This is a genomic window from Ruegeria sp. AB9, assembly GCF_056542585.1.
This window is the reverse complement of sequence record NZ_JBQGAA010000004.1, coordinates 168,600-194,003: the sequence shown is the minus strand read 5'-3', so window position 1 is coordinate 194,003 and position 25,404 is coordinate 168,600. Positions and strand designations below refer to the sequence as shown.

Here is a 25,404-nt window from a genome sequence, read left to right as displayed (position 1 = left end):
TTATCCGTATGGAATCGGGTTTGGACTATTACTCTGCGCGGGCGCTGCTGGAATGGCAGATCGAACTGGGCGCGACCGAGGCAATCGGTGATGTGCCGGTTGACCGGTACGCGTTGCCCGACACCACGACCAAACCCAGGAAACCAGAAACGCCCCCCGCCGCCCCGGCGAAACCCAAGGATGTAGACCCCGTTGCAATAGCGGGATCGGCAGCGCAGGGGGCGGGATCGCTGGATCAGTTGCGCGCCGCGATGGACGCGTTCGAACATTGCGAGCTCAAGCGCGGGGCGCGGCAGTTGGTCTTTGCCGATGGGACTCCCGGCGCGCGTGTGATGATCATTGGCGAGGCACCGGGCCGCGATGAAGACCGCGAAGGCAAGCCTTTTGTCGGTCGTGCCGGTCAATTGCTGGATCGGATGCTGGCGGCAATTGATCTGGATCGCCGCGAGAACGTCTATATCACCAATGTGCTGCCATGGCGGCCCCCGCAGAACCGCGACCCCAAGCCCGAAGAGATCGGAATGATGAAGCCGTTCCTGGAACGTCACGTGGCACTGGCCAGGCCCGAAGTTCTGGTTGCGATGGGGAATATCAGCTGTCAGGCGGTGCTGGGCAAACGCGGCATCACCCGTCTGCGCGGCAATTGGGATCAGGCGATGGGCCTGCCGGTGATTCCGATGTTCCACCCGGCTTACCTGCTGCGACAACCGCAGATGAAACGGCAGGCTTGGGCGGATCTGCTGGAACTGAAAGCGCGACTGCGAGGTGCAACATGAAGGTTCTGGCATTCTCTGATATACACATGGCGCGCAATCGTGCAGCCGATCTGGTTGCCGCCAGTGCCGAGGCTGATCTGGTCATCGGCGCCGGTGACTATTGCAACATGAGACAAGGGCTGAATGAGGCGATGCAGATGCTGTCCGGCATTTCGGCACCGTTGGTCCTGATCCCAGGCAATGCCGAAAGCGCCGGTGAACTGACCGAGGCAGCGCCCGAAGGCGTGCATGTTCTGCACGGGACCGGCATGAGTGTAGATGGCCTCCGCCTGTTTGGTCTGGGCTATGGCGTCCCACCGACGCCATTCGGCGACTGGTCCTGCGACCTGACCGAGGGCGGAGCTGCCGAGATGCTCGATCGGTGTGACGCAGCGGATATCCTGATCGTCCATTCGCCGCCAAAAGGGCACGGCGATCAGACATCGCAAGGTCTGTCGGTCGGATCGACCGCTGTGCGAGATGCGATTGAACGTCTCCAGCCCGGATTTGCGTTCTTCGGTCATGTGCATGAAAGCTGGGGCTATCGCGGGTCACTGGGCCGTACGCATTTGGCCAATCTGGGCCCAACACCGAGTTGGTTTGAGGTGGATACGTGATCGAATTGCAGACCTTGCTGGTCTTTATTCCGGCAGCGTTGGCACTGAACCTGACACCCGGTGCCGATATGATGTTTTGCTTCGGCCAGGGTCTGCGGTCAGGTGCCTGGCCCTCTGTTTCGGCGAGTGCCGGGGTGTCATTGGGCTCTATGATTCATGTCCTTCTTGCTGGCCTGGGACTGGGTGCTGCGGTATCGGCGCTGCCCTGGCTGTTTGAGGTGATCCGCTGGCTGGGTGCCGCTTATCTGACGTATCTGGCTTGGTGTGCTATCCGAAACGGCGCTTCGACAGGGGGTGCGCCTGTACGGTCTACCCGTATGGCTTTTCGTGACGGGATGTTGGTCAACCTGACGAATCCCAAAGTCATTCTGTTTGTTTTGGCCTTCATTCCGCAATTTGTCGATCCGACTGCAGGTTCGGTTCTGCTGCAGTTCCTGATCTTTGGCCTGATCATCGCGTTTGGTGGTTTTCTGGTGAATGGACTGGTCGGTATCTTCGCCGGGCGCGCGGGCAGAGTGCTGGTCGGGAATCCGCGCGCTTCACATATTCTCGGTTGGATCACGGGCGGAATATTTTCTGCTCTTGCGATTCGGCTTGTCATGATGGAAAGGGCCTGACGCAGGATGTCACGCATTGACGATACAATGGAATTTATACCGGTCAAAATTGCCGTTCTGACCGTTTCCGATACCAGATCGATGGACGAGGACCGCTCGGGGCAGACATTGGTGGACCGGATCGAAAAAGCGGGCCATATGGTTGCTGATCGCAAGATCATCCGGGACGAACGCGATCAGATCGCCGACCAGTTGCGCGCATGGGTAGCCGACGATCAGGTCGATGTCGTGATCTCGACCGGCGGAACAGGCCTGACCGGGCGGGACGTGACAGTCGAGGCGCATCGGGACGTGTACGAGAAAGAAATCGAGGCTTTCGGCACCGTCTTCACCATCATTTCGATGGAGAAAATCGGCACCTCGGCGGTCCAGTCCCGCGCGACAGGGGGCGTTGCAGGCGGCACGTACCTGTTTGCGCTGCCCGGCAGCCCGGGGGCCTGCAAGGATGCGTGGGATGGGATTTTGGAAAAACAGTTCGATTACCGGCATCGCCCCTGCAATTTTGTGGAAATAATGCCCAGATTGGACGAACATCTGCGACGGAAGTAGACTGGTCGTACGTTCAATTCCGTATAACCGCTTTGTGGCTTGGCATAATTCGTGATCCGGCTACATGTTGTGGACGGCAGCTTGGTGCAACCGGGGTAACTGATCGATGCGATTTTTGCGGCAGAGTCTTGTCGGTATCTTTCTGGCGTTCCTGACGCTGGCTTTGCTGTTTGTAGCTGCGCAGATCATTGTGGGTGCAGTACAAGAGGTTCTGACACGCGAGGACGCCTCGCCCACCGCGCGCGAACGAGTCTTTGCGGTTGCGGTACGTCAAGCCGAGGCGGAAACTGTTACTCCCTATCTCGAAGCGTTCGGAGAGGTCCAGAGCCGACGCAGGCTGGAATTGCGCGCGGCACTGGGTGGCCGTGTTATCGCGCTGGCGGAGGATTTCGAAGATGGCGGAACGGTAACCGCTGATGAGATTCTGGTTGAACTGGATCCGGCAGATGCCCAATCAGCGCTGGATCGGGCCAAGTCCGATCTTTTGGACGCACAATTCGAAGAACGTGATGCCGAACGGTCTCTGCTGCTGGCGCAGGACGAATTGAAATCGGCCGAGGCGCAAGCCGAACTGCGGGAACGGGCGCTGCAACGGCAACGCGATCTGGAGGCCCGAGGGGTAGGAGCGGCGGCCAGCGTGGAAGAGGCAGAACTGGCAGCTACTTCGGCTCATCAGGCTGTTCTGGCGCGGCGAGTCTCGCTTGCGCAGGCTGAATCTCGTGTCGATCAGGCGACGACATTACAGGCCCGGGCAATGATTGCTCTGGAAGCGGCAGAACGCGATCTTGATGACATGACCATTCGGGCCGGGTTCAGCGGTACACTGACCGATGTGACGCTTGTGGAAGGGCGGCTGGTGTCGGCGAATGAAAAACTGGCTGAACTTGTTGATCCAAACGCTCTTGAAGTGGCGTTCCGGGTGTCAACGGCACAATATGTGCGCCTGCTGGACGAGAATGACCGGCTGATTAATGCGCCGGTCACGATATCGCTTGAGGTGACCGGCGCTGATCTGACCGCGACGGGTCATATCAGTCGCGACAGTGGGTCTGCGGGCGAGGGCCAGACCGGGCGCTTGATTTATGCCCGCCTGCAAGAGGCATCGGGTTTCAAGCCCGAAGATTTTGTTACGGTATCCGTTCAGGAACAACCGCTTGCCGATGTTTTCCGTTTGCCGTCCTCGGCTTTGGACGCATCGGGAACGGTTTTGGTGCTTGGTATAGACGACCGCCTGGAAAGCCTGCCTGTGCAGCTTGTTCGAAGGCAGGGGGACGAGGTTTTGCTGCGGGGCGACGGGTTAGAAGGGCGAGAGGTTGTCATCGGGCGCACGCCTTTGCTTGGGTCCGGCGTGCGGGTACGCCCACTAAGGCTTGAGGCGGGGGCAGACCCGGGCATGGTCGAGCTGTCCGATGCGAAACGCGCCGAGCTTGTGGCCCGGGTTGAGGCCAACGACGCCATGCCTCAGGACGAAAAAACGCAGGTTCTGGGGCAGTTGCGGGAAGCGCGCGTTCCATCGTCTCTGGTGCGCCGCATTGAGACCAAGGCCGGGGGCTGAGCGCCATGATGCGCGAGATACCTGGCGCGGCGGGTGGTCTGCTCAGTTACTTCACCCGGCATAGGACAGTCGCCAATCTACTGTTGCTGGTGATGCTGGTTCTGGGTGCAACAGCTATTCCGAACATGCGGGCGCAGTTCTTTCCGGACGTCATTCTGGAACGCGTAGATGTGACCGTCACCTGGGAAGGTGCCGGGCCGGAGGACATGGATGCCGGTTTAGTGCAGTTGCTGGAACCTGCACTGTTGGCTGTTGACGGGGTGGCGAGTACCGAGGCCAGCTCCCATCCTGCGTGGGCCCGTGTCAGACTGGAGTTCGAGCCAAACTGGGACATGTCCCGCGCGGTCGAGGACGTTCGAACCGCGATAGACGGTGTAACGGATCTGCCGGAGGGGTCCGAAGAACCTGTAATTCGACGCGGCGCGTGGCGAGATCGGGTAACGGATGTCGTTGTCAGCGGCCCGACGGATACCAACCAACTGGCGAAGCTGACGGATGAGTTTATCAACCGCTTGTTCGCCGAGGGCGTCACGCGTACAGAAATTCGGGGTATTGCAGCGCCTCAGATCGTTGTTGAGATCACCACCGCGCAATTGATCGCAAATGACATCACTATGGAAGAGATTGCTTCGGCGATTGCCGCTGAGGTCAGCACTGATCCCGCGGGTGAGGTGGAAGGCGCAGGTGCGCGCATCCGAGCCGGAACCGAAAAGCGGACACCTGAACAGATAGAAAGCATTGCACTGCGGACATTTGCCAATGGGTCGAAACTGACAGTTGACGATATCGCCAAGATTCGTGTCGAAGGTGTTACGCGGTATCACAGTTATTTTGTGGGCGATGATCCGGCCATGTCCATCAGGGTCGACCGGTCAAATCTGGGCGATGCGATTGACATTCAGCGCGCGGTTGAGGATGTAGCCCGCGAAATGCAGGCCAGCTTGCCCGAAGGTGTGAAAATCGAACTGATCCGCACCCGCGCCCAGGCCATTACTGACCGTTTGAACATCCTTGTCGACAACGGGTTGATGGGCCTTGGCCTTGTCGTCTGCTTGCTGTTCCTGTTTCTCAACGCGCGCATCGCCTTCTGGGTTGCGGCAGGTATCCCGGTGGCGATGTCGGCGGCAATTGCGTTGATGTATCTGGGCGGAGTGTCTCTGAACATGGTCTCGCTGTTCGGCTTGATCATCACCTTGGGAATCGTGGTCGATGACGCCATCGTGGTGGGCGAACATGCCGATTTCCGGGCCCGCAGACTGGGCGAACCGCCTGTGGTGGCAGCGGAACGCGCGGCCCGACGTATGGCGATGCCCGTTCTCGCGGCGACTGTAACGACGGTAATTGCGTTCTTTGGTCTGACTCTGGTGGGCGGGCGTTTCGGAGAACTGATCCGCGACATTCCCTTCACAGTGATCGCGGTTCTGATTGCATCGCTGGTCGAATGCTTCCTGATCCTTCCCAATCACATGGCACATGCCATCGCGCATTCGGCCAAGGAACACTGGTACGATCTGCCCAACCGTGTCGTCAATCGTGGTTTCCGTTGGGTTCGCGACCACCTGTTCCGCCCCTTGATCTCATGGGTGATACAGGCACGCTACGTGGTTGTAGCGCTTATGATCGCGATATTGGCCAGCCAAGTCGCGCTGTTCATTCGCGGAGACGTGAATTGGCGTTTTTTCAATGCACCCGAACGTAGCTCAGTGACTGGTGGCTTTATCATGCGCGAAGGCTCGACGCGATCTGATACGCTTGAAATGATGCGCCTTCTGCAGGAATCGGTCGTTGAGCTGGGCCAGATCTACGAAGAGCGTCATGGTCGCAATCCGATTGACTATGTCCTTGCCGAGGTCGGCGGCAACGCAGGGCGACGACTGGCGGCAGCGGAAGGTAAGGATGGCAGTTTGTTGGGCGGTATCTCGATCGAGCTTATCGATGCTGATCTGCGCCCTTATTCCAGTTTCGAATTTGTGGGTGAGTTGCAGGAATACGCGCCGCGCCACCCCAAACTCGAAGTGATCAGCTTCCGGGGTTGGCGCTCCGGTCCAGGCGGCGATGCCATTGATGTGCAGTTTTACGGTTCTGATATAAGCGTTCTGAAGGCTGCGTCGGAAGACCTGCAGGCCGAGCTTTCCAAATTTCCCGAAGTTTCGGCGCTTGAAGACAATCTGGCTTATGACAAGGAAGAGTTCATTCTGGACCTGACCGCGCAGGGACAGGCGCTGGGCTTCCGGATAGAAACATTGGGGCGCGCCCTGCGCAATCGCCTGAACGGGATCGAAGCGGCAACATTCCCGGACGGACCACGGAGTGCCGAGATCCGTGTGGAACTGCCCGAAGGTGAACTGACGGCAGATTTCCTCGAGCGCACGCTCATGCGTTCTCCTGATGGGGTTTACGTACCGCTGGCCGACATCGTTTCGGTCGAGCGCAAATCCGGTTTTTCGACGGTTCGGCGCGAAAATGGCCTGAGGGTCGTTTCGGTCTATGGCGATATCTCTGAAGATGATCCGGCGCGCGCGGCAGAAATCGAACGGGCGATGCAGGAAGAGATTTTGCCAGACATCGCTGCGGAGCGGCAGGTCGAGTGGCGCATGTCGGGGCTGAGTGAACAGGAAAACGAATTCCTGGCCGAAGCGCGCACCGGTTTGATCCTGTGTCTGACCGGTATCTACCTTGTACTGGCCTGGGTGTTCGCCAGCTGGACACGACCAGTGGTGGTTATGGCAATTATCCCCTTCGGCCTCGTTGGCGCGATTTGGGGTCACTACATCTGGGACGTGCCGCTCAGCATGTTCACTGTGGTAGGATTGCTGGGCATGACCGGGATCATCATCAACGACTCGATCGTTCTGGTGACCACGATAGATGCGTACCAAAAGGATCGTGGGTTGGTTCCGTCCATTGTCGAAGGTACGGCAGACAGGTTGCGGCCTGTGATGCTGACCACTTTGACCACGGTTCTTGGACTTGCGCCGTTGCTTTATGAAGGCTCGCAACAAGCGCAGTTCCTGAAACCGACTGTTATCACGCTTGTCTACGGGCTTGGGTTTGGGATGTTGCTGGTTCTGATCCTAGTGCCTGCTCTGCTGGCGATCCTCAATGACGTGGCGCGCCCGATGACGGCCATGCGCCGAGCTGCGCGGGCACCCGATCGGGTGGTTCGGGGGGCGTTGGCGACAACCGGGGTCGCGTTGGCGGTCTGGTTTGGCTTGACGATGATATGGCCGGCCGTTACCGGCGCGCCGCTTGGCGTATTGCAAGGCCTCTATCCGAGGGTGGATGGCGTTGCGGTGCTGCAAATGGGGCTGGGTGCGTTTCTGGCCGGGGCGATTCTGATCGTGGTTCTGAGTGTGGTGCTGTCAGGGTTGCTCTATGGACGGCTCACAAGATCGGCTGATGCCTGATCCGCGCGCAATGCGTAGTCCATAAGGTCGATGACTCGCGCGCTCATCGGCAGGTTGCCCTGGCGTATCAGCTCAATGGGAAACCAGCGAGCATCCGACGCGTCGTCGCCAGCCTGTGGTGTGCCAGACCGATAATGACAGGCGACGCCAACCAGCAGATAATGGGACAGCACTTGCCCATCCTCATCGTGCCGCAGCAAATCCAGATTGTTCAGATAATGTGACGGCTCAGCGTCAATCGAGGTCTCTTCCAGCAACTCGCGCTGTGCCGCCTGCAAAACGGTTTCGCCCCATTCAACGTGGCCGCCCGGGAATCCCCACAGCCCCTTATCCGGCTGTTTGCTTCGCTGAACCAGAAGAACCTTACCCTGATGCAGAACAACGGCCAACGCACCGATCTTGGGTAATTGGCTCATGCATTCAGCCCGCGCTGCAGCCCTGAATATCGACCGCGTGATTGGAACCCAGAACAGTGATCCGAATCTCGGATCGATCCAGTGCAAAAGGTGCACCCGATGCGTTTATGATCTCCGCTTCGGCCACCAGTGTATCCCCTTGCCGCTGCGAAACTGGTTGCGAGGCCCAGAGAGCCGGATTACCGGGCTCGATCACAGCGACTTCACGACCACCCGCTGACGGCATCGTCATCCGCGCCTCAATCCTCATTCCATCTTTCGTTGGTGTCAGATTGCAGATGGATTTGGTGACACGTGCTTCGCGCGCGGAATAGGGCCTTTGCGCCAACGCCGCGGCTATTGCCGGGTTGCGATCTGCTTCGGCGTCGAGCGTGTGGTCAAAACCCAGACGTTCCGGGATGCAAACGTCCTTGCAGACCCCCAGATCCATCTTGCCTTGCAGGCGGACCGGTTTGGCTGGATTGCTAGGTGTAATCTCGATGGGCAGGACCAGCTGGTTTTCATAGCCGATCGACTGCAGGCCGTTCTGATTAAAGATTTCGGGCGCGGGCCAGGTGATTTCCACCTGACCGACATTGCTGGATCGCTTCCAGTCGAATTCGGGCGGGATGCCCGCATCTCCGGGCGCGCGCCAGTAGGTTTTCCAGCCATCTTTGAGCGTCAGTTTCAAAGCAGTCATGTAAGTGCCGTTTGCTGTCCGCCCTCCATCCAGAACATCCAGCTGAACCACGTCGCCCAAGCCTTGGGCGGCGACAGGAACGGACAGGCTCAGACACGCGAGTGCGGCGACAGTGGTGGATTTCATCGACTTCTTCATACCCCATAAATGCGCGGCGTTGGCGCAGATTCCAAGTCACGATCCGGTCACTGCACTGAAATCTGTCAAAATGCCCGTTGTTCTCTTGCAAACTTGGGTGCGGCAGGGCCATTGTTGAAGTGAACTGAGAAAGAGATTGCGGCCCATGGACCTGACCGGAAAACTGTTGATTGCGATGCCCGGCATGGGCGATCCGCGATTCGACCATTCGGTAGTGTATATGTGCAGTCATGGCGACGACGGGGCCATGGGGTTGATCGTGAACAAGCCTTCGGACCTGCGAATCAAGACATTGCTGGGGCAACTGAACATCGCCTGTCGTATTCCGGTCGTCGGAGAGCGCCTCGTGCATTTTGGCGGCCCGGTCGAGATGTCGCGCGGATTTGTCCTGCACGGCGCCGATTATGAGGCCAACCTGCATTCGATGCATATATCCGAGGATTTCAGCATGACGGCGACGCTGGATGTGCTCGAAGATCTCGCTTCTGGCAGCGGACCACTGAATTCGATGCTGACGCTGGGTTATTCCGGCTGGGGGCCGGGACAGCTTGAGGATGAAATTGCCATGAACGGCTGGCTAACCACCGAAGCAACAACAAAACTGGTTTTCGACGTGCCTGATGGCGAAAAATGGGAAGCCGCGTTGGCGACATTGGGCGTGGACCCTCTGACATTGTCCGCCAGCGCAGGTCGCGCGTGATCAGCTGTCGCGCGGCGCGGCGGCGCGGCGCAACCGGTCATTGATTGCGGCCCCCAACCCGGTGTTGGGGATCGGGGAAACGGCAATCGGTCTCCCTGTTTCATTCAGCTGGTGAAGAGAGGCAAACAGATTCGCGGCCGCCTCGGTCAGGTTTCCGTTCACTGACAGGTTCAGGTCGCACTCTACCAGCCCAAAGCCCAGCAAAACCTCATCCCCCTGACGCGCCGTGGCGCTCAGACGGACCGGCGCATCCGGCGCATAATGCGACTGCAACTGTCCCGGAGCAGTCAAAAGGTCACCGGATTGATGCAGGTGCAGGCGTGTGTTCAGCTCGCTTTCGATCTGTTCCAATGCGACGCCGCCCGGGCGCAGTAATGTGGGTTCTCCGGCAAGACCCACGATTGTGGATTCCAAGCCAACGCCGCAAGGCCCATCATCCAGAACGCCCGCAATCTTGCCGCCGAGGCCCGACCATACATGGTCTGCGGTTGTGGGGCTGATCTGACCTGAAGGATTTGCCGAAGGCGCCGCGACGGGCCCGTCAAATTCTGTCAGCAGCGCACGCGCCGCCGGATGCGCGGGCACTCGCACAGCCAGAGTGTCCAGCCCGGCGGTCACCAATGATGAAATTCCATGCCCGTCGCGCAGGGGCAGAACCAAGGTCAGGGGACCGGGCCAGAAGGCCTGCGCCAGCTGCTCGGCCTGATCCGACCATTGTACGAAACGCTGTGCCGCGCTGACTGAAGGGACATGGGCGATCAGCGGATTGAAACTGGGCCGTCCCTTGGCCTCGTAAATGGACGCAACGGCCTGTCCGTTTCGGGCGTCACCGCCAAGGCCATAGACCGTTTCGGTCGGAAAGGCGACCAGAAGGCCCTGACGCAGCATATCGGCAGCGCGGGCAATGCCGCCGGGATCTGCCGTAAATTCCTGTGTGCCGGTTGAGATCATATCTGATGACGCCGCGTTTTGGTTGCCTGAAACATGTGGAAGAGTACGTAATCGGTTCAGGCCCACACGCTTACCGGCGCTTGCATATGATTCCAAGCCCGCCGATGTATTATGATCCGTTAGACCCCGAGAGTAGCCATGCCATATCGCGCCCCAATCTCAGATTATCAATTTCTGCTGGACCATGTCGTCGGGTTCGATCAGGTCGCCGCCACCGAGACTTTCGCAGATGCCAGCGCTGATGTGGTCAGTGCCATCCTGTCTGAAGCGGGCAAGATGTGCGAAGAGGTACTGGCCCCGTTGCAGCGTGCCGGTGACCTGGAACCTGCGCGGCTTGAGAATGGCGTGCTGCGCAGCTCTCCGGGTTATGCCGATGGCTGGAAGGCGATTGCCGAAGGCGGGTGGATCGGGATCAGCGCTGATCCCCAATATGGCGGAATGGGCCTGCCGATGACCGTCACCACCGCCGTGAACGAGATGATGAGTGCCGCTTGCCTTTCGCTGCAGCTTGCACCGCTGATGGCGCAGGGCCAGATCGAGGCGCTGGAGCATCACGCCAGCGACGAACTGAAAGCGTTGTACCTGCCCAAGATGATTTCCGGCGAATGGTCGGCCACCATGAACCTGACCGAAGCACAGGCCGGATCGGATGTGGGTGCGCTGACCTCCAAGGCTGAACCGAATGGCGATGGCACCTATTCGGTAACCGGGCAGAAGATTTTTATTTCCTGGGGCGACAACGACTTTGCCGAGAATGTATGCCATCTGGTGCTGGCCCGTCTGCCGGACGGTGTGCCCGGCACCAAGGGCATTTCCTTGTTTTTGGTGCCGAAATACATCCCTGATGCGGATGGCAATCCCGGCATGGCCAACGACCTGAAGGTGGTTTCGGTTGAACACAAGATGGGGCTGCATGGTTCACCCACCTGCGTGATGCAATATAGCGGGGCCAAAGGATGGCTTGTTGGCAAAGAGCATGGTGGTATGGCGGCCATGTTTACCATGATGAACAATGCGCGTCTTGGTGTGGGCGGTCAGGGTGTAGGCGTTGCGGAAGGCGCCTATCAGCACGCCTTGGCTTATGCTCTGGAGCGCAAGCAGGGCAGGACGCCCTCGGGTACGATCATCGACCATGCGGATGTGCGCCGTATGATCATGGATATGCGCGCTGACGTCTTCGCAGCGCGTGCGATCCTGTTGGCCAATGCGACCGCAATTGACATGGCGAAAGCCACCGGCGACGCCGATTGGGCCGCGCGGGCCGCGCTGTTGACCCCCATCGGCAAGTCTTTTGGGGCCCGGACGGGGATACGCGTGGCTGAAACCGGGGTGCAGGTGCATGGCGGCATGGGGTTCGTGGAAGAAACCGGCGCGGCGCAATTCTCCCGCGATGTTCGCGTCACAGCGATTTACGAAGGAACCGATGGCATTCAGGCCATGGACCTTGTCGCACGCAAGATGATGGACGGGGGCGAGGCGGCATCGAACCTGTTGGATGAGATCGAAGATCAGGCCGAGCGCGCCCGTGCCACGATGCCTGATCTGGCCGGCCCGGTGTGGGAAGCCACCGAAACCCTGCGCGAAGCAACCGAATGGCTGGTCGCGCAGGACGACATGAACGACCGCTTTGCAGGTGCAACCGCTTATTTGCAGGCGTTTGCCCGGGTGCTGGGCGGGCATTACCACCTGACCGCCGCACTGGCCGATCCGGAAGGACCACGGGCCAAACTGGCGCGATACTACATCAACGCTCTGTTGCCTGAGCATTCTGGGCTTCTGGCGCGGGTTCAAAGCGGGGCGGACGGCCTCTTTGCGCTCAGCCCCGACGAGTTGGCGGCCTGATGGACGGGGATTGCGTTTTGGGGATCAGATATCCGTGGGCTGAACCGCCCGCGCCGGGTGAAGCCATTGAGGTTGCCGAAGGTGTTCTGTGGATGCGCCTGCCTCTGCCGATGGCGCTGGATCACGTCAATATCTATGCTCTGGACGATGGCGACGGCTGGACGGTGATCGACACCGGGCTGTCCTCGAACAAGACGCGGCGCATCTGGGAAACTCTGATGGATGGCCCCTTGGCGGGGAAACCGATCAAACGGGTTGTTGTGACTCATCACCATCCCGATCACGTTGGCAATGCCGGGTGGTTTCAGTCGGTACACGGCGCCGAGCTGATCACAAGTCGCACCTCATGGCTGTTTGCGCGGATGCTGACGCTGGATGTGCAGGAGGCGTGGCCGCAGGAAACGCTTGATTTCTATCGCAGCGCCGGAATGGCGTCCGAGGTTTTGAATGCGCGGATGAAGGATCGTCCGTTCAACTTTGCCGATACAGTCTACCCCATGCCACTGGGCTTTACCCGGATCAAACAGGGCGATGTGATCCGCATGGGCGGGCGTGACTGGGATGTGCATATGGGCAATGGCCACGCGCCGGAACACGCAACCTTCTGGAGCCGTGATGACAATCTGGTGTTGAGCGGGGACCAGATCCTCAGCTCGATCAGTCCCAATCTGGGCGTCTACGCAACCGAACCCATGGCCGATCCTGTTTCGGCCTGGATGGAAGCTTGCGAGCGATTGCAGACGCTTGCCCGGTCCGATCATCTGGTTCTGGGAGGGCACAAGCTGCCCTTTACCGGTCTGCCGCTGAGGATGAAGCAATTGATCGACAACCACCACGGCGCATTGAATCGCCTGCTGGATCATCTGGATCAGCCCAAAGCTGCCGCCGATTGTTTTCTGCCCCTGTTCAAACGAACGATCCGCGAAGGCGAATATGGGCTCGCGCTGGTCGAGGCGGTTGCACATGTGAATCATCTTTACCACATTGGTGCAGTAACCCGGACGCAACGCGCGGACGGGGCATGGCTGTATCAGCGCAAAGGGTAGAAGAATGCAGGACCAGATCGAAACCTCCGCCGAGGCCGCCGAAGCCGCCGCTTTGCCGCGGTGTTACGAGGTGCACGCCGATCCTAAGGCCGAATCCGGGACCAAAAACCTGCCTGAGACGCTGAAGAAGCCGGTTGATACCAAGAGCCCCGCGCAATGGGCTTACGAGCGCCTGATCATGTACATTCAGAACTTTGAAAAGACGCTGGACGGCGATCACGAAGTCGCCATGGGCTTTACCGGCGGCGATGCTGGTGTGATGCGGATCGAAGGAATGGGGTATTTCGACCCCGATATGATTACCTTTTACGGGTCGGACGGCACCGGAGCCCGCACGCAATTGGTGCAGCATGTCAGTCAGTTGAATGTAATGCTGCGCGCCCTGCCCAAATCGGTCGAGGATAAACCCGCCAACCGCATCGGGTTCCGTCTGGCAGCAGATCTGGAAGACAGCTGACTTGCAATTCACGTCTGCGCGCCTTTGAATGACTGCATCAGTCCGGAGGCCGCCGCGTGACCAGATTTTTCCAAGCAGTAACACATGCCTACGCGGGAGCTTGGGCTCGGCGCTGGGTTTTTGTTCCAATCTATATCGCCGTGCGTTTGCTGCTGGTGGCGCTGATCGCACCGGGGGTGGCTATGGCTGTCAATCTGGCGGTCTCTCTGTCAGATCAGACGGCACTGACCGATCAGGATATTGCGATGTTCCTGCTGTCTCCGGCGGGGTTTATCGCAGGTATCGCGGTACTCAGCCTGTTTTTGCTGGCCGAGGTCTTTGTGTTCTCGGTCATGGCTGGCTCCTTGCGCATGGGCGAACGCGACCCCTGGCGCGCGGGTAGTGCAGCTCTGGCGCTGAATCTGTCCCGCTTTCCGGCTTTGTTCGGGTTTGCTGTGCGGTTCATTCTGCGCGTCCTGCTGCTTGCCCTGCCGTTTGTGGCCGTCGCGGGCCTGATCGCTTGGTGGACGCTGACAGAATATGACATCAACTATTACCTGACCTTCCATCCTCCTGCGTTCCAGTTGGCGGTTCTTTTGATCGGACTGGTCATACTTGTACTGGCGTGGGTCTTGATCCGTCGTCTGTCCGGTTGGGCGCTGGCCTTGCACTTGGTCCTGTTTGAAGGTGCGTCGCCACGCGGAGCATTTGCCAAGAGCGAACAGTTGATGGAAGGCAAGCGTGGGCGATTGAAGATTGAACTTGCCCTTTGGCTGGGAATGCGCCTTGTGATTGCGGCATTGATAGCTGCGATTGCCGGCATGTTGTTTGCGCTTGTGCCGGTGCAGGGCGGCGGTAGCCTCAGGTTTGCGCTGATCTATAGTTTGATCATTGCGGGGCTATGGTCTTTGGCGGGATTGATTCTGGCGGCAACGGCGCTGGGCGCGTTGGCGGTTTTGCTGGACGGGTTTTTTGAAGCTGAGACAAATGAAGTTCCCCATCCCGAGCCCCGAAGGATTCGTGCACCTGTCCTTGTGACGGTCGGGGCGGCTCTGGCCGCACTGGGCATTGGTCTTTGGTTCGGCCAAAGCCTGCTGGAACGTGTGCAAGCGCCGGATCATGCCGAGGTCATCGGCCACCGCGGTGCTGCGGCCATACGGCCGGAAAACACCATGGCCGCCGTTCTGAAAGCGATCGAGGATGGCGCGGATTGGGTCGAGATAGATGTTCAGGAAACAGCCGATGATGTGGTCATCGTGGCCCATGACAGCGATTTCATGAAGCTGGCCGGTGTGAACCTTAAGGTCTGGGATGCGACGATGGAAGATGTGGCCGACATCGACATTGGCAGCTGGTTCGATCCGGAATACGCCTCAGAGCGCACACCCACCCTGCGCGAGGTTCTGGAAGCGGCCAAGGGCAAGTCCAAAGTCCTGATTGAACTGAAATATTATGGACACGACGTTGATCTGGAAAACCGGGTGATCAATCTGGTGGAAGAACTGGGGATGCAGGGCGACATTGCCACCATGTCGCTGAAATACCCGGCGGTGCAAAAGATGAAAAAGCTGCGCCCAGACTGGCGCTCCGGTGTGTTGGCGGCCACTGCCGTCGGCGATTTGTCGGGGCTGGAAGGCGAATTCGTCGCAGTAAATGCAGGGATGGTGACGCCGGGGCTGATCCGCAAGGTGCAGGACGCGGGCAAAGATATCTACGTCTGGACGGTGAATGACCCGTTGCAGATGTCCAGAATGGCCTCAATGGGTGTGGATGGTCTGATCACTGACCGTCCGGCCATGGCCAAAGAGGTTTTGCGCATACGCGCTGAAATGGGGCCGGGTGAGCGGTTGTTGCTGTGGCTGGCCACGACGTTTGGATTGCAGGTCGACACCGAGGCGATGCGCGATGAAAGCCCTTAGACTGACATTGCTTCTATGTTTGCTGCCATTGCCCACATTGGCTCAGGATCTGATGCGCGGGTTTGAAATGCCGGGCCACCGCGCACTGATCGAGAAAAGCGAAGGTGCCGAACTGACGCCGTTTGAAACCGACGGCTGTTCAGGCGGGTTGTCAGCCAGTTGGCGCTGGGTGGCAAAGCAATTCCCACAAGTCGGCGAGCTGTATGAAGAACACCCGCCATGGGAATACTGCTGCGTGACCCATGACCGGGCTTATCATAATTCTGGCGGTGCGGAGTCGGCCAAGGAAAGCTATGACGCGCGTCTGGCAGCGGATGATGCCCTGCACGCCTGTGTGGTAGAGCACGGAGGCCGTCATGCAGAAGAGTATGCCATCCGATACAACATGACACCGGAACAGATTCGCACCGTGCACGCGATCACTGCGGATGCGATGTACGGGGCGGTGCGTTTCGGTGGCGGGCCGTGCAGCGGTCTGCCCTGGCGCTGGGGGTTCGGGTATCCCGGCTGCTCGGTGCTCAAGTAAGCACATCCTGCGCGCGAATGACGTGGTGACAGACGTTTTTTTTTCTACTATCCAACAGATCAAACACGCGAACTGGGAATCTGAGACTCATGGCTGAACACAAGCACGGCGAAATGGACATCACGGTCCAAACCAAAACTTTCAACGGTTTCATCAAGGCCACCACGTGGTGCGTGGTCGCCATAGCCTTCCTGTGCCTGTTCCTGGCGGTTTTCGCCTCCTAAAATTTTCGGGGGCTACCTTGTTCAGGATATTGATTGCCTGCTTGCTGGCAGCAACGGTAGCAGGTTGTGCCAATTCGAGCCGCCCGCAGGCGGATCAGAGTGAAGTCGTTTCGCGGTCCTACCGTGATCCGGGGCCATCGACGCTGACGCTGTATACGATGATCAACACACGCACCGGATCGGGGGCGCATACGTCGTTGATGATCTCGGGCAGTGAGCGGGTGATCTTTGACCCTGCCGGTTCGTTCCGGGCGGATGTAGTGCCGGTGAAGGACGATGTGCTTTACGGCATTACCCCGGCGGTCGAACAGGCTTATCGCAGCTCACACGCGCGCGAGACGCATTACGCCCGCATCCAGACTATTCAGGTAACCCCGCAGCAGGCTGAAATCGCCCTGCAGCTGGCCAAGCAATCTGGCCCGGTCGCCGGCGCGTTCTGCACCAATTCAACCTCGCAACTGTTGAAGCAGGTGCCGGGGTTCGAGCAGATCGATGTGACTTTCTACCCGGTGAAATTGTCGGAACAGTTCGCGCAGATTCCGGGCGTCGTGACCGAGGAATACCGTGAAAATGACGATGCGGATCTGCAAAAAGGGTTGGCGGCAAACAATGCGCGACTCAACCAACTGGACGTCGTCTCAACTCAGTAAATACAGCAGACCATAGAGCGTGGCGGCCCCGGAAAAGATGGCCGCCAGAACGTTTTTGCTGATCACTCCCACCACCAAAGCAACGGCTGCCGCTGACATACGGGGCAGGTCCGGCTGCCCTTCGGTCGCCGAGGGCCAGACCACTAACGGCGCTATCAATGCAGGCAGGATGGCCACGGCGGTATAACGCAGATGGCGCAGCAGCCAGGGTGGCATCGGGCGATCACCCACAAGGCCGATAAAGACAAAGCGCAAGGCGTAGCTGCCAATGGCAAGCCCGATGATGATGGCCCAGATGGTGACGGGGTCGGTCTGCGTCATGGTCGCATCTTTCTACGCTCAAGGATCAGTTCCGCCTGCGCCCCAGCGATCATTCCGGCACATCCGGCAATCAAAAGGCCCAGATTGAACGGGATTAGGACTGTCAACAACGACACCGTGATGGCCACCATGGCAGCAACCACATGGGCAAAGGTTCGCATCATCGGCCCGATCATGGCCAGAAAGGTAATAGGCAGGGCAAAATCCAGCGCCCAGCTTTCTGGTATCTGTGCGCCCAAAACTGCGCCCAGGTAGGTAGCGAGAATCCAAAGCGGCGTGATCGGCGTGACGGAACCTACGAAATAGGCCATGCGTTGTGGCACTGACAGGTCAGGCTCCTTCTCGAACCGTACTATGGAGCAGGCATAAGATTGATCCACGGTCAGATATGCCGCAAAGGCGCGCTGCCACATGGGCGCAGAACCCAGGTAGGGCGTCAGCGATGCGGAATACATCGCCATACGCAGATTCACCGCCAAAGCCGAGATTACGATGATCACCGTCGGCGTGTTGTCCTGCAGCAGTTGCAGCGCCGCGAATTGCGCAGCTCCGGCAAAAACTGTCGACGTAAAGGCCATCGTCTGAACAATGGTCAGCCCGGCTTCGGTCGCGAAAACACCGAACAGCAGGCCAAAGGGCACGGCGACGAAGATAAACGGCGTTCCGTCCCGAAAACCTTTCCAGAAGTATGACTTGGATGTGGCAGAGGCCATGGCTAAATCCTATGGTGACGCGTGCAGCAGTAACTGTCTTGGGAAGGGGTTGCAATTGGCCACGGAATTCGACCTGTCGGACTATCTTATCGCCCCCGATCCGGGCGCGACACGCCTGACCCGAGCGGTTGAAGGTACGGACCAGAACGGCGAGGCCAGCCAGATATCGGTAGTTGAAGAGCGTCCGCTGACGATCTTCCTCAATTCTCAGGAAATCGTGACGGCGATGACCATTGGCGACTATCCCGAATATCTTGCGCTGGGCTTTCTGCGCAATCAGGGGATGCTGCTGACAGATGACGAAATCACGCGCGTGGAATATGACGACGATCTTGAAACCGTGATCGTTCGCACCGCGCACCAGACATCGTATGAGGATAAGCTGAAGAAAAAGACCCGCACCAGCGGCTGCGCCGTCGGAACGGTGTTCGGCGACATGATGGAAGGTCTTGAAGACGTGAAATTGCCGCAGGTACACGTACGTACGTCGTGGCTGTACGATCTGGCCTCCAAAATCAACCGCACTCCGTCGCTTTATCTTGAGGCGGGCGCAATCCATGGCACGGTCCTGTGCTGCGAAAACCGCCCTCTGGTGTACATGGAGGACGTGGGCCGCCATAACGCCGTCGACAAGATTGCGGGCTGGATGCTGTCCGAGGATGAGACGGCGGAGGACAAGATTCTCTACACTACCGGTCGCCTGACATCCGAGATGGTGATCAAAACGGCAATGATGGGAATTCCGGTTCTGGCTTCCCGTTCTGGCTTCACCGCCTGGGGTGTCGAGATCGCGCGCGAGGTTGGGTTGACGCTGATCGGCCGGATGCGCGGGCAGCGCTTCGTCTGCCTGTCGGGCGAGGACCGTCTGCTGCGTGACGTAGACCCGGCGACTGTGGCAGTCGAGGACAAAAAACATAGACGGAAGAGTGCGGGATAATGTTCGTAGCTTATCTCCTCGTGTTCGTATTAATCGCGCCAGCAATAGCGCTGATGTTTGTTGCATTTAGAAGCTACGAAAGAAGTAAACGGTCCGTCGTAGAGGGAATAGCGAAACTCGATCAAGGCCACCTTGATAAACTGGGATGGACACCAAGAACTTATATTAGCGCATGGGATTTTCGCAGCTCTTTCAAACAGGGATGGCAGTCTTGGGGGCTGTTGGCGCAGCAACAGAACGTTGCCCTTCAACGGGTTTTACTTCACGGTTTGCCCAACTCTTTGGAGTTTTCTGAAGAGACACGGAAATCGGCGCGCAGATTCCGGCGTTACTTTTGCGCCTTTTTTGTTGTTGGGGCCGTGGTTGTTTTTCTGCCTGCCTATTATCGCCTAAGCCGTGTTCTGGCCGAATTTACAGGGGTGTCCACAAGCATATGGTACATTCTGTTCGGGCTTTGCATCGGTTTTTTGGTTTTTCTTCCGCTGGAGAAGTTCAAGAAATGGCCTGTAATTGAGGGTACACTATGACCAAACCTCTCGGAGTGATCCTCGCAGGGGGTCTGGCCACCCGGATGGGTGGTGGCGACAAGGGCCTGCTGCAGATCGGTGGGCAGAGCCTGCTAACCCACGTCATCAAACGGCTGACCCCTCAGGTGAACGGGTTGGCGCTGAACGCCAATGGTGATCCCGAGCGGTTCACCGATCTGAACCTGCCCATCCTGCCCGACACGATCGAAGGTTTCGCCGGGCCTTTGGCCGGTGTGCTGGCCGGGCTCGACTGGGCGGCGGAACAAGGGGCGGACAGTATTGTGACGGCTGCCGCTGATACACCGTTCTTTCCGCGCGACTTGGTGGCGCGACTACAAGAGGCCGCGGAAGGGCAGACGTATCCCCTGGTCTTGGCCACGACTCCACGCACGGGTGACGAGGCGCTGAAATCCGGTGGAGGCAAGCGGGTCAACCGGCACCCGACCTTTGGGCTCTGGCCCGTGGCGCTGCGCGACGATCTGCGGGCGGCGCTGACAGATGGGCTGCGCAAGGTGGTGCTGTGGACTGACAAACATGACGGGCGCGAAGCTTTGTTTGGCGCCGATCCGTTTGATCCATTCTTCAACGTCAACACGCCAGAAGATCTGGACCGCGCCCGAACGTTGTTGGAGCAGGCATGAGGGTCTTTGGCGTTACCGGCTGGAAGAATGCTGGCAAAACAGGATTGATGGAACGCTTGGTGACCGAAATCACCGCCCGGGGTTTCACGGTCTCTACGGTCAAACACGCGCATCACAGCGTCGATGTGGATCAGCCGGGCACGGACAGTCACCGGCACCGCGTTGCGGGGGCCAGCGAGGTACTTCTAGCCTCAGGGCAGCGCATTGCTTTGATGCAGGAATTGCGGGGCGCGCCTGAGCCGCCTTTGGACGATCTGCTGGCGCGACTTTCGCCGGTTGATCTGGTGTTGATCGAAGGATTCAAGCGCGAAAGCCATCCCAAGATCGAAGCGTTCCGCGCCGAGGCGGGCCATGCGTTGATGGTTTTGGAAAACAAAACCATCCGGGCTGTGGCAAGCGATACGGCGCTAGAACTGGATCGCCCGGTTTTAAACCTGAACGATACCGCCGGGATTGCGGATTTCATACTGAAAGAGGTCGGTTTGTGAGCGTGTTCCAGACCTTTGCCATGGTGGATTGGTCTGGGGGAAATGACACCGGGCCGACCCCGCGCAAGGATGCAATCTGGGTCTGCATTGCCCGGGACGGGCAGGCGCTGGAACCTGAATACCTGCGCAACAGGGCTATCGCCGAACAGTGGCTGGGCGCTCTGATCCACAGCGAATTAAAGGCCGGTCGCCGCCTGCTTCTGGGGTTCGATTTCCCTTTTGGTTATCCGGCAGGGTTTGCTCGGGCGATAACCGGCACAGATGACCCGCTGGCTATGTGGGACTGGTTCGGGAGACATATCGAAGACTCTCCCAAGGCCAACAATCGCTTTGATCTTGCGGGCCGGATTAACCGGAATTTCGGAGGAAAAGGCCCATTTTGGATGAACGGTCTACGTCGTGATATCGATGGGTTGCCACGCACCAAAACGGGCTATGCTAACCTATTCCCGGACCGTCGTGTCGTGGAGACCCTGGCAAAGGGCAGTTTCACCTGTTGGCAGATGGCGGGGGCAGGTGCAGTGGGCGGGCAGGTGATGATGGGCCTTCCAGTTTTGAACCGGCTGCGTCATCGCTTTGCCGGACAAGTCGCGGTCTGGCCATTTGAGCAGCTAGATAAACCCGTCGCCTTTGTGGAAATCTGGCCGTCGCTCACCTTGGGGGGGCCACCGGATGGGCGGATCAAGGACGCTTGGCAGGTCGAACAGGTCGCCTTGACTCTGTCGGGTTTGACTGAGCAGGAGTTGAACGCACAATTGAATGTTTCAGCGGCAGAGGAAGGTTGGATATTGGGTGTACCTCAGGATAAGCCGAACATAGCCCCGCCCCCCTTGCGCAACGATTGTTTTGCGCTGCCTGCCGGGGTGGAGTGGACCCCAGTGGATGACGCGCTGGCCTATTTGCGGGAGAGGTTGCACCCGATCACCTCGGCTGAGACCGTGGCGCTGACGCAGGCAAGCGGGCGCATTCTGGCCGAGGATGTGGTGGCCCGACGCTCCAACCCGCCACAGCCGAATACGGCGGTGGATGGGTACGGATTTGCAGGCCCGGTTCCCGATGGTGCGCAAGTCATGCCGCTCGTCGAAGGGCGCGCAGCAGCAGGTATTCCGTTTGACGGCGACGTGCCTGAAGGCCGGGCTTTGCGTGTACTGACGGGCGCGGCGCTGCCTGCCGGGGTGGATACTGTTATTCTGGAAGAGGATGTCACGGTCAAAGACGGGCATATTGCCTTCCATGGCCCGCTGAAAAAGGGGGCCAATACACGGTGCGCGGGCGAGGATGTGGCCGCAGGCGATATGGCTCTGCCCGCCGGGCGCCGATTGACGCCCGCCGATCTTGCGCTGCTGTCTGCCGTGGGGATTGCCAAAGTGAACGTGCGTAAATCGCTGCGCGTGGCTGTGGTATCCACAGGTGATGAACTGGTCGAAGCCGGAGAGCAGGCCGATCCAGGTCAGATATTCGATGCCAACCGCCCGATGTTGCTGTCCTTGATCGATCGTGCGGGGTTTGTGCCCGTGGATATGGGGCGTGTTTCGGATGATCGGGACGCCTTGCGGGATCGATTGGACCAGGCCGCAGAACAGGCGGACGTGATTTTGACCAGTGGTGGCGCGTCAGCAGGTGACGAGGACCACGTCTCGGCCTTGTTGCGTCAGGCCGGGGCAATGCAGCACTGGCGCATTGCGTTAAAGCCCGGGCGACCGTTGGCTTTGGGTCTTTGGTCTGGCGTACCGGTGTTTGGCCTGCCGGGAAACCCGGTTGCCGCCATGGTCTGTACTTTGATTTTCGCGCGCCCGGCTTTGGGGTTGATGTCCGGCGAAGGTTGGGCTGAACCGCAGGGTTTCGAGGTACCCGCGGCCTTTGAAAAACGCAAAAAACCCGGCCGTCGCGAATATCTGCGTGCAAGGATGCGGAATGGGCAGGCCGAAGTTTTTCACTCGGAAGGGTCAGGCCGGATTAGTGGCCTCAGCTGGGCGGAAGGGTTGGTCGAAATCGAGGATGGCGCGCGGCATATCAAGCCAGGCGATATGGTCCGTTTCCTGCCTTACGGGAGTTTCGGGGTGTGACCGTCAGGATTTCGCGCGGGTTTTCTGATGAAGAACGCACCGAGGCGGCGGCCCTGTTCTGGCAGGCGTTTGCGGCCAAGCTCAACAAGGTCATGGGCCCGGATGAAAAAGGTCTGGCCTTCTTTGAAATTGCATTGAACCCGGAATTTGCGCTGGTCGCGCGGGACGAAACAGGCCGGATGCTGGGCCTGGCGGGGTTCAAGACCCGCGATGGAGCCTTGGCTGGAGGCAGTATGCCAGACTTGGCGGGGGTCTATGGCTGGTTCGGGGCGATATGGCGCGCGCTCATTCTGAGCGTGCTGGAGCGTGAACTGAAACCGGGTGTGTTCCAGATGGATGGCATATTTGTCGCTGCCGAGGCACGCGGCAAAGGGGTGGGCACGGCATTACTTGATGCCATCAAGCGTGAGGCCCTCAACCAAAACATGTCAGAGGTTCAGCTTGACGTTATCGACACAAACCCCCGAGCCCGCACCTTGTACGAGCGCGAAGGGTTCCGGCCTTTAGGTCAAGAAAAGACCGGACCTCTGAAGTACCTGTTCGGTTTCAGCAGCGCGACCAAGATGTCTTGGGTTGTGAGACCGGATTAATCGAACGTTCCGGCCACGCGTCCCAGCAACATGAATGCCCGTGCCGTGCGGGTTTCGCCCAAAGCACTTAGTTCCGCATCGCTTGCTGTGGGTTCGAATTCGGCCATCATCTTGTCAAACCGACGCAGAAAGTGGTGGGCTGCGTCGCGGAATATCGGATCCTGTTTCATCCGAGCTGCTGTAAGTGCCAGTGAGGATCTGTCGCGCACGCCACCCAGAGCTGCCACAGAACGTCCGCGTGTTCCTTGGGCGAATTGGCGCCATATTTCGGGCCGGGCCATGTCGGGACGCAGATCATCCATGTAGATGCCTTCCTGGCTGAGCAGCGTCAGAACATCTTGCGAAGCTTGTACAAGTTTTGCCGTCTTTCGATCCCTCAACGCGACGCGCAGCGCATTGAACCCCTCGGCGTCGTCTTGCGTTTCCGGAAAATTCAGGGCGCGGATGAAGATTTCGGTACTCAACGGTGGTGTGATCTCTTCCGCGGGTGTGCCCAGTTCCAATGAGGTCTGGTCGCCCTGAGCAGGGGGTTGCGCCGGGACAGAAGAATGCGCCGTGCGCTTGGTCGAGAATGTCGCCAGTGTATCTTCGGTTTTCCGTGTGGCCGCTGCGATTTCATCCAGCTTTTTCGTTACCGCAGGCTCATAGGTGCTGGAGGCGCGCTGCTGCTGAGCCACATACGCCTGCCGGATCGCGTCAATCGCTGTTTGCAGGCGTTCACTTTCCTCTCGCATCACCCGGCTGGCACGCATGGCGGTGGCAGCAACCCAGATCATCGCGACGGGCATGAACACAGCCAGAAAAGTGACGATAAAGCCGCCGTTTTGCCCCTGGTCCGGCAGCACCAGAAAGACGACCGACACCACCAGCCAGATCAGGCTGAGCACCAGTGCGGCAATCTCGATTTCGGTGACAGACGGAGACTTTGGGCGATCATAGATGCCCAGCGACGTCGGTTTTTCTGTTTCCGGGTCAGGTTGTGGCCCCGACATTACATGCGCTCCGGTCAGGCGTACTCGATACTCAGGATTTCGTAAGAGCGCACGCCGCCGGGTGTACGCACTTCGACACTGTCCCCTTCGTCTTTGCCGATCAGGGCGCGGGCGATAGGAGATTTGATGTTCAGCAGGCCATTTTCGATATTGGCCTCGTATTCCCCAACGATCTGCCAGGTTTTTTCTTCATCGGTGTCTTCGTCGACCAATGTAACCTTTGCGCCAAACTTGACTGCGCCGGTCAATTTGGCCGGGTCTATGACGTCGGCCAGCGAAAGGATACCTTCCAGTTCCTTGATGCGCCCTTCGATGAAGCCCTGTTTTTCGCGGGCAGAGTGATACTCGGCGTTTTCCTTCAGATCGCCCAGTTCCCGAGCCGACGCGATGGCTTCGATGATCGCCGGGCGCTCAACGGATTTGAGGTTCTTCAGTTCTGCCCCGAGCGCAGCATTGCCCGCAGGCGTCATTGGGATCTTTTCCATACTCTCTACGTCCACGCATAAATTGAGTCGCCCCGCCGCACAGGAGCGTCGGGGCGAATGTTGGGTTGGCAATTACCTGACCCAAATGCCACGTGAATTGCAAGAGGCGACAGCGTCAGCAGCGATCAATTCGCGACTTCGCGCCGTTTTGATTTAGGATGGGGCCTGTGCCGATGATCGGGATGTCCGGACCTGCGCCAACGCTGCGATGGGGTGCAAAGCCAAATCATCTCAATCATATTGTACAACTTCGAACTCGATACCGTTGTCATCCCTGAAATAGAACCGACGTCCTGGTTCGTAGTCAGCATGGTTGTGGGGCTCGAATCCCGCTTCGCGCACTTTGGCTTCGGTGGCATCAATGTCTTCGACCAGTACTCCCACATGGTTCAGACCGCCGATGACATCATAGCTGCTTTCACCGGATGGTTTCGGCTCATCAGGTTTGTAAAGCGCCAGATATGTATGGGCTGAGCCGACATGAACAGTGTATCCGCCCGCAATTGCCGGACCTTCCCACCGGGTTTTCCAGCCAAAGACCTTTTGCATCCAGGCAGCCGAAGCTTGCGGGTCGCGGACAGTGAAATTTGTGTGTTCAAGCGTCGCCATCATGGGAA

The 25,404-nt window shown here is 58.8% G+C and carries 28 protein-coding genes; 20 read left to right on the top strand and 8 right to left on the bottom strand.

Annotation, left to right across the window (positions count from 1 at the left end; all coding sequences use genetic code 11):
• The first annotated feature begins 8 nt into the window (after positions 1-8).
• From ACR0K5_RS12555 to ACR0K5_RS12530, 6 genes are all read left to right on the top strand, one after another.
• A complete protein-coding gene (locus tag ACR0K5_RS12555) occupies positions 9-776 on the top strand; it encodes a uracil-DNA glycosylase (RefSeq protein WP_480629986.1) in 768 nt (255 codons plus the stop codon).
• Positions 773-1,372: a metallophosphoesterase family protein gene (locus ACR0K5_RS12550; protein ID WP_480629985.1), complete on the top strand. Its 600-nt coding sequence runs from the start codon at positions 773-775 to the stop codon at positions 1,370-1,372. The genes ACR0K5_RS12555 and ACR0K5_RS12550 overlap by 4 nt, the downstream gene beginning before the upstream one ends.
• On the top strand, positions 1,369-1,989 hold the full coding sequence (locus tag ACR0K5_RS12545) for a LysE family translocator (RefSeq protein ID WP_480629984.1): 621 nt from the start codon (positions 1,369-1,371) through the stop codon (positions 1,987-1,989). Before ACR0K5_RS12550 ends, ACR0K5_RS12545 begins: the two co-directional genes overlap by 4 nt.
• Positions 1,990-1,995: 6 nt before the next feature.
• Entirely contained in the window at positions 1,996-2,538 is a 543-nt protein-coding gene (moaB, locus tag ACR0K5_RS12540) for a molybdenum cofactor biosynthesis protein B (protein ID WP_480629983.1), read from the top strand.
• 106 nt (positions 2,539-2,644) lie between these two features.
• Positions 2,645-4,093, top strand: a complete 1,449-nt coding sequence (locus ACR0K5_RS12535) for an efflux RND transporter periplasmic adaptor subunit (protein WP_480629982.1) — start codon at positions 2,645-2,647, stop codon at positions 4,091-4,093.
• 5 nt (positions 4,094-4,098) lie between these two features.
• Positions 4,099-7,500, top strand: coding sequence for an efflux RND transporter permease subunit (locus tag ACR0K5_RS12530; RefSeq protein WP_480629981.1), 3,402 nt, complete (start codon positions 4,099-4,101; stop codon positions 7,498-7,500).
• Here ACR0K5_RS12530 and ACR0K5_RS12525 read toward each other — a convergent pair.
• The gene (locus tag ACR0K5_RS12525) at positions 7,467-7,916 is read right to left on the bottom strand and encodes an NUDIX hydrolase (protein WP_480629980.1); all 450 of its coding nucleotides are present in this window, start codon (positions 7,914-7,916) and stop codon (positions 7,467-7,469) included. The two genes, ACR0K5_RS12530 and ACR0K5_RS12525, sit on opposite strands and share 34 nt — an antisense overlap.
• A 4-nt stretch (positions 7,917-7,920) precedes the next feature.
• Positions 7,921-8,721: a protein-disulfide reductase DsbD domain-containing protein gene (locus ACR0K5_RS12520; RefSeq protein WP_480629979.1), complete on the bottom strand. Its 801-nt coding sequence runs from the start codon at positions 8,719-8,721 to the stop codon at positions 7,921-7,923.
• A 157-nt stretch (positions 8,722-8,878) separates the two neighbouring features.
• Between ACR0K5_RS12520 and ACR0K5_RS12515 the strand changes: the two genes are divergently transcribed.
• Entirely contained in the window at positions 8,879-9,433 is a 555-nt protein-coding gene (locus tag ACR0K5_RS12515) for a YqgE/AlgH family protein (protein ID WP_480629978.1), read from the top strand.
• Here ACR0K5_RS12515 and ACR0K5_RS12510 read toward each other — a convergent pair whose 3' ends face one another.
• Positions 9,434-10,384: an L-threonylcarbamoyladenylate synthase gene (locus tag ACR0K5_RS12510; RefSeq protein WP_480629977.1), complete on the bottom strand. Its 951-nt coding sequence runs from the start codon at positions 10,382-10,384 to the stop codon at positions 9,434-9,436.
• Between the two features lie 138 nt (positions 10,385-10,522).
• On the opposite strand from ACR0K5_RS12510, the gene ACR0K5_RS12505 reads away from it, so the two are divergent.
• The 7 genes from ACR0K5_RS12505 (at position 10,523) to ACR0K5_RS12475 (ending at position 17,027) form a co-directional block, all read left to right on the top strand.
• Entirely contained in the window at positions 10,523-12,226 is a 1,704-nt protein-coding gene (locus tag ACR0K5_RS12505) for an acyl-CoA dehydrogenase (RefSeq protein ID WP_480629976.1), read from the top strand.
• A 17-nt stretch (positions 12,227-12,243) separates the two neighbouring features.
• The gene (locus ACR0K5_RS12500; protein ID WP_480629975.1) at positions 12,244-13,272 is read left to right on the top strand and encodes an MBL fold metallo-hydrolase; all 1,029 of its coding nucleotides are present in this window, start codon (positions 12,244-12,246) and stop codon (positions 13,270-13,272) included.
• 4 nt (positions 13,273-13,276) lie between these two features.
• Positions 13,277-13,729 carry a DUF6173 family protein gene (locus ACR0K5_RS12495; RefSeq protein ID WP_480629974.1) on the top strand — a complete coding sequence of 151 codons (453 nt, stop codon included), beginning with the start codon at positions 13,277-13,279 and terminating at the stop codon, positions 13,727-13,729.
• Positions 13,730-13,785: 56 nt separating this feature from the next.
• The gene (locus ACR0K5_RS12490; RefSeq protein WP_480629973.1) at positions 13,786-15,627 is read left to right on the top strand and encodes a glycerophosphodiester phosphodiesterase; all 1,842 of its coding nucleotides are present in this window, start codon (positions 13,786-13,788) and stop codon (positions 15,625-15,627) included.
• Entirely contained in the window at positions 15,614-16,153 is a 540-nt protein-coding gene (locus tag ACR0K5_RS12485; protein WP_480629972.1) for a hypothetical protein, read from the top strand. Before ACR0K5_RS12490 ends, ACR0K5_RS12485 begins: the two co-directional genes overlap by 14 nt.
• An 89-nt stretch (positions 16,154-16,242) precedes the next feature.
• Positions 16,243-16,377: an aa3-type cytochrome c oxidase subunit IV gene (locus ACR0K5_RS12480; protein WP_050604020.1), complete on the top strand. Its 135-nt coding sequence runs from the start codon at positions 16,243-16,245 to the stop codon at positions 16,375-16,377.
• 17 nt (positions 16,378-16,394) lie between these two features.
• Positions 16,395-17,027 carry a hypothetical protein gene (locus ACR0K5_RS12475; protein ID WP_480629971.1) on the top strand — a complete coding sequence of 211 codons (633 nt, stop codon included), beginning with the start codon at positions 16,395-16,397 and terminating at the stop codon, positions 17,025-17,027.
• Here the strand turns inward: ACR0K5_RS12475 and ACR0K5_RS12470 are convergent.
• Both ACR0K5_RS12470 and ACR0K5_RS12465 read right to left on the bottom strand, forming a co-directional pair.
• Positions 17,016-17,348 (bottom strand): AzlD domain-containing protein, encoded by a 333-nt coding sequence (locus ACR0K5_RS12470; protein WP_480629970.1) that lies wholly within the window; start codon positions 17,346-17,348, stop codon positions 17,016-17,018. The two genes, ACR0K5_RS12475 and ACR0K5_RS12470, sit on opposite strands and share 12 nt — an antisense overlap.
• Entirely contained in the window at positions 17,345-18,061 is a 717-nt protein-coding gene (locus ACR0K5_RS12465) for an AzlC family ABC transporter permease (RefSeq protein ID WP_480629969.1), read from the bottom strand. The genes ACR0K5_RS12470 and ACR0K5_RS12465 overlap by 4 nt, the downstream gene beginning before the upstream one ends.
• A gap of 49 nt (positions 18,062-18,110) precedes the next feature.
• Between ACR0K5_RS12465 and ACR0K5_RS12460 the strand changes: the two genes are divergently transcribed.
• From ACR0K5_RS12460 to ACR0K5_RS12435, 6 genes are read left to right on the top strand one after another with little or no spacing between them, the layout of a single operon-like run.
• Positions 18,111-18,998 (top strand): formate dehydrogenase accessory sulfurtransferase FdhD, encoded by an 888-nt coding sequence (locus ACR0K5_RS12460; protein WP_480630060.1) that lies wholly within the window; start codon positions 18,111-18,113, stop codon positions 18,996-18,998.
• On the top strand, positions 18,998-19,525 hold the full coding sequence (locus tag ACR0K5_RS12455) for a hypothetical protein (RefSeq protein WP_480629968.1): 528 nt from the start codon (positions 18,998-19,000) through the stop codon (positions 19,523-19,525). The genes ACR0K5_RS12460 and ACR0K5_RS12455 overlap by 1 nt, the downstream gene beginning before the upstream one ends.
• On the top strand, positions 19,522-20,166 hold the full coding sequence (mobA, locus tag ACR0K5_RS12450; protein ID WP_480629967.1) for a molybdenum cofactor guanylyltransferase MobA: 645 nt from the start codon (positions 19,522-19,524) through the stop codon (positions 20,164-20,166). Before ACR0K5_RS12455 ends, mobA begins: the two co-directional genes overlap by 4 nt.
• Positions 20,163-20,654 (top strand): molybdopterin-guanine dinucleotide biosynthesis protein B, encoded by a 492-nt coding sequence (gene mobB / locus ACR0K5_RS12445; protein WP_480629966.1) that lies wholly within the window; start codon positions 20,163-20,165, stop codon positions 20,652-20,654. The genes mobA and mobB overlap by 4 nt, the downstream gene beginning before the upstream one ends.
• A 20-nt stretch (positions 20,655-20,674) precedes the next feature.
• On the top strand, positions 20,675-22,720 hold the full coding sequence (locus ACR0K5_RS12440; RefSeq protein WP_480630059.1) for a molybdenum cofactor synthesis domain-containing protein: 2,046 nt from the start codon (positions 20,675-20,677) through the stop codon (positions 22,718-22,720).
• Positions 22,717-23,310: a GNAT family N-acetyltransferase gene (locus ACR0K5_RS12435; protein WP_480629965.1), complete on the top strand. Its 594-nt coding sequence runs from the start codon at positions 22,717-22,719 to the stop codon at positions 23,308-23,310. The genes ACR0K5_RS12440 and ACR0K5_RS12435 overlap by 4 nt, the downstream gene beginning before the upstream one ends.
• On the opposite strand, the gene ACR0K5_RS12430 is transcribed toward ACR0K5_RS12435, so the two are convergent.
• The 3 genes from ACR0K5_RS12430 to ACR0K5_RS12420 all read right to left on the bottom strand — a co-directional run bounded on the left by ACR0K5_RS12430 (position 23,307) and on the right by ACR0K5_RS12420 (position 25,399).
• Positions 23,307-24,302 (bottom strand): hypothetical protein, encoded by a 996-nt coding sequence (locus ACR0K5_RS12430; RefSeq protein WP_480629964.1) that lies wholly within the window; start codon positions 24,300-24,302, stop codon positions 23,307-23,309. The genes ACR0K5_RS12435 and ACR0K5_RS12430 overlap by 4 nt on opposite strands.
• A 14-nt stretch (positions 24,303-24,316) precedes the next feature.
• Positions 24,317-24,787 carry a transcription elongation factor GreA gene (gene greA / locus ACR0K5_RS12425; RefSeq protein ID WP_480629963.1) on the bottom strand — a complete coding sequence of 157 codons (471 nt, stop codon included), beginning with the start codon at positions 24,785-24,787 and terminating at the stop codon, positions 24,317-24,319.
• Positions 24,788-25,018: 231 nt separating this feature from the next.
• Complete coding sequence (locus ACR0K5_RS12420) at positions 25,019-25,399, bottom strand: VOC family protein (protein ID WP_480629962.1); 381 nt, start codon at positions 25,397-25,399, stop codon at positions 25,019-25,021.
• Positions 25,400-25,404 lie beyond the last annotated feature (5 nt).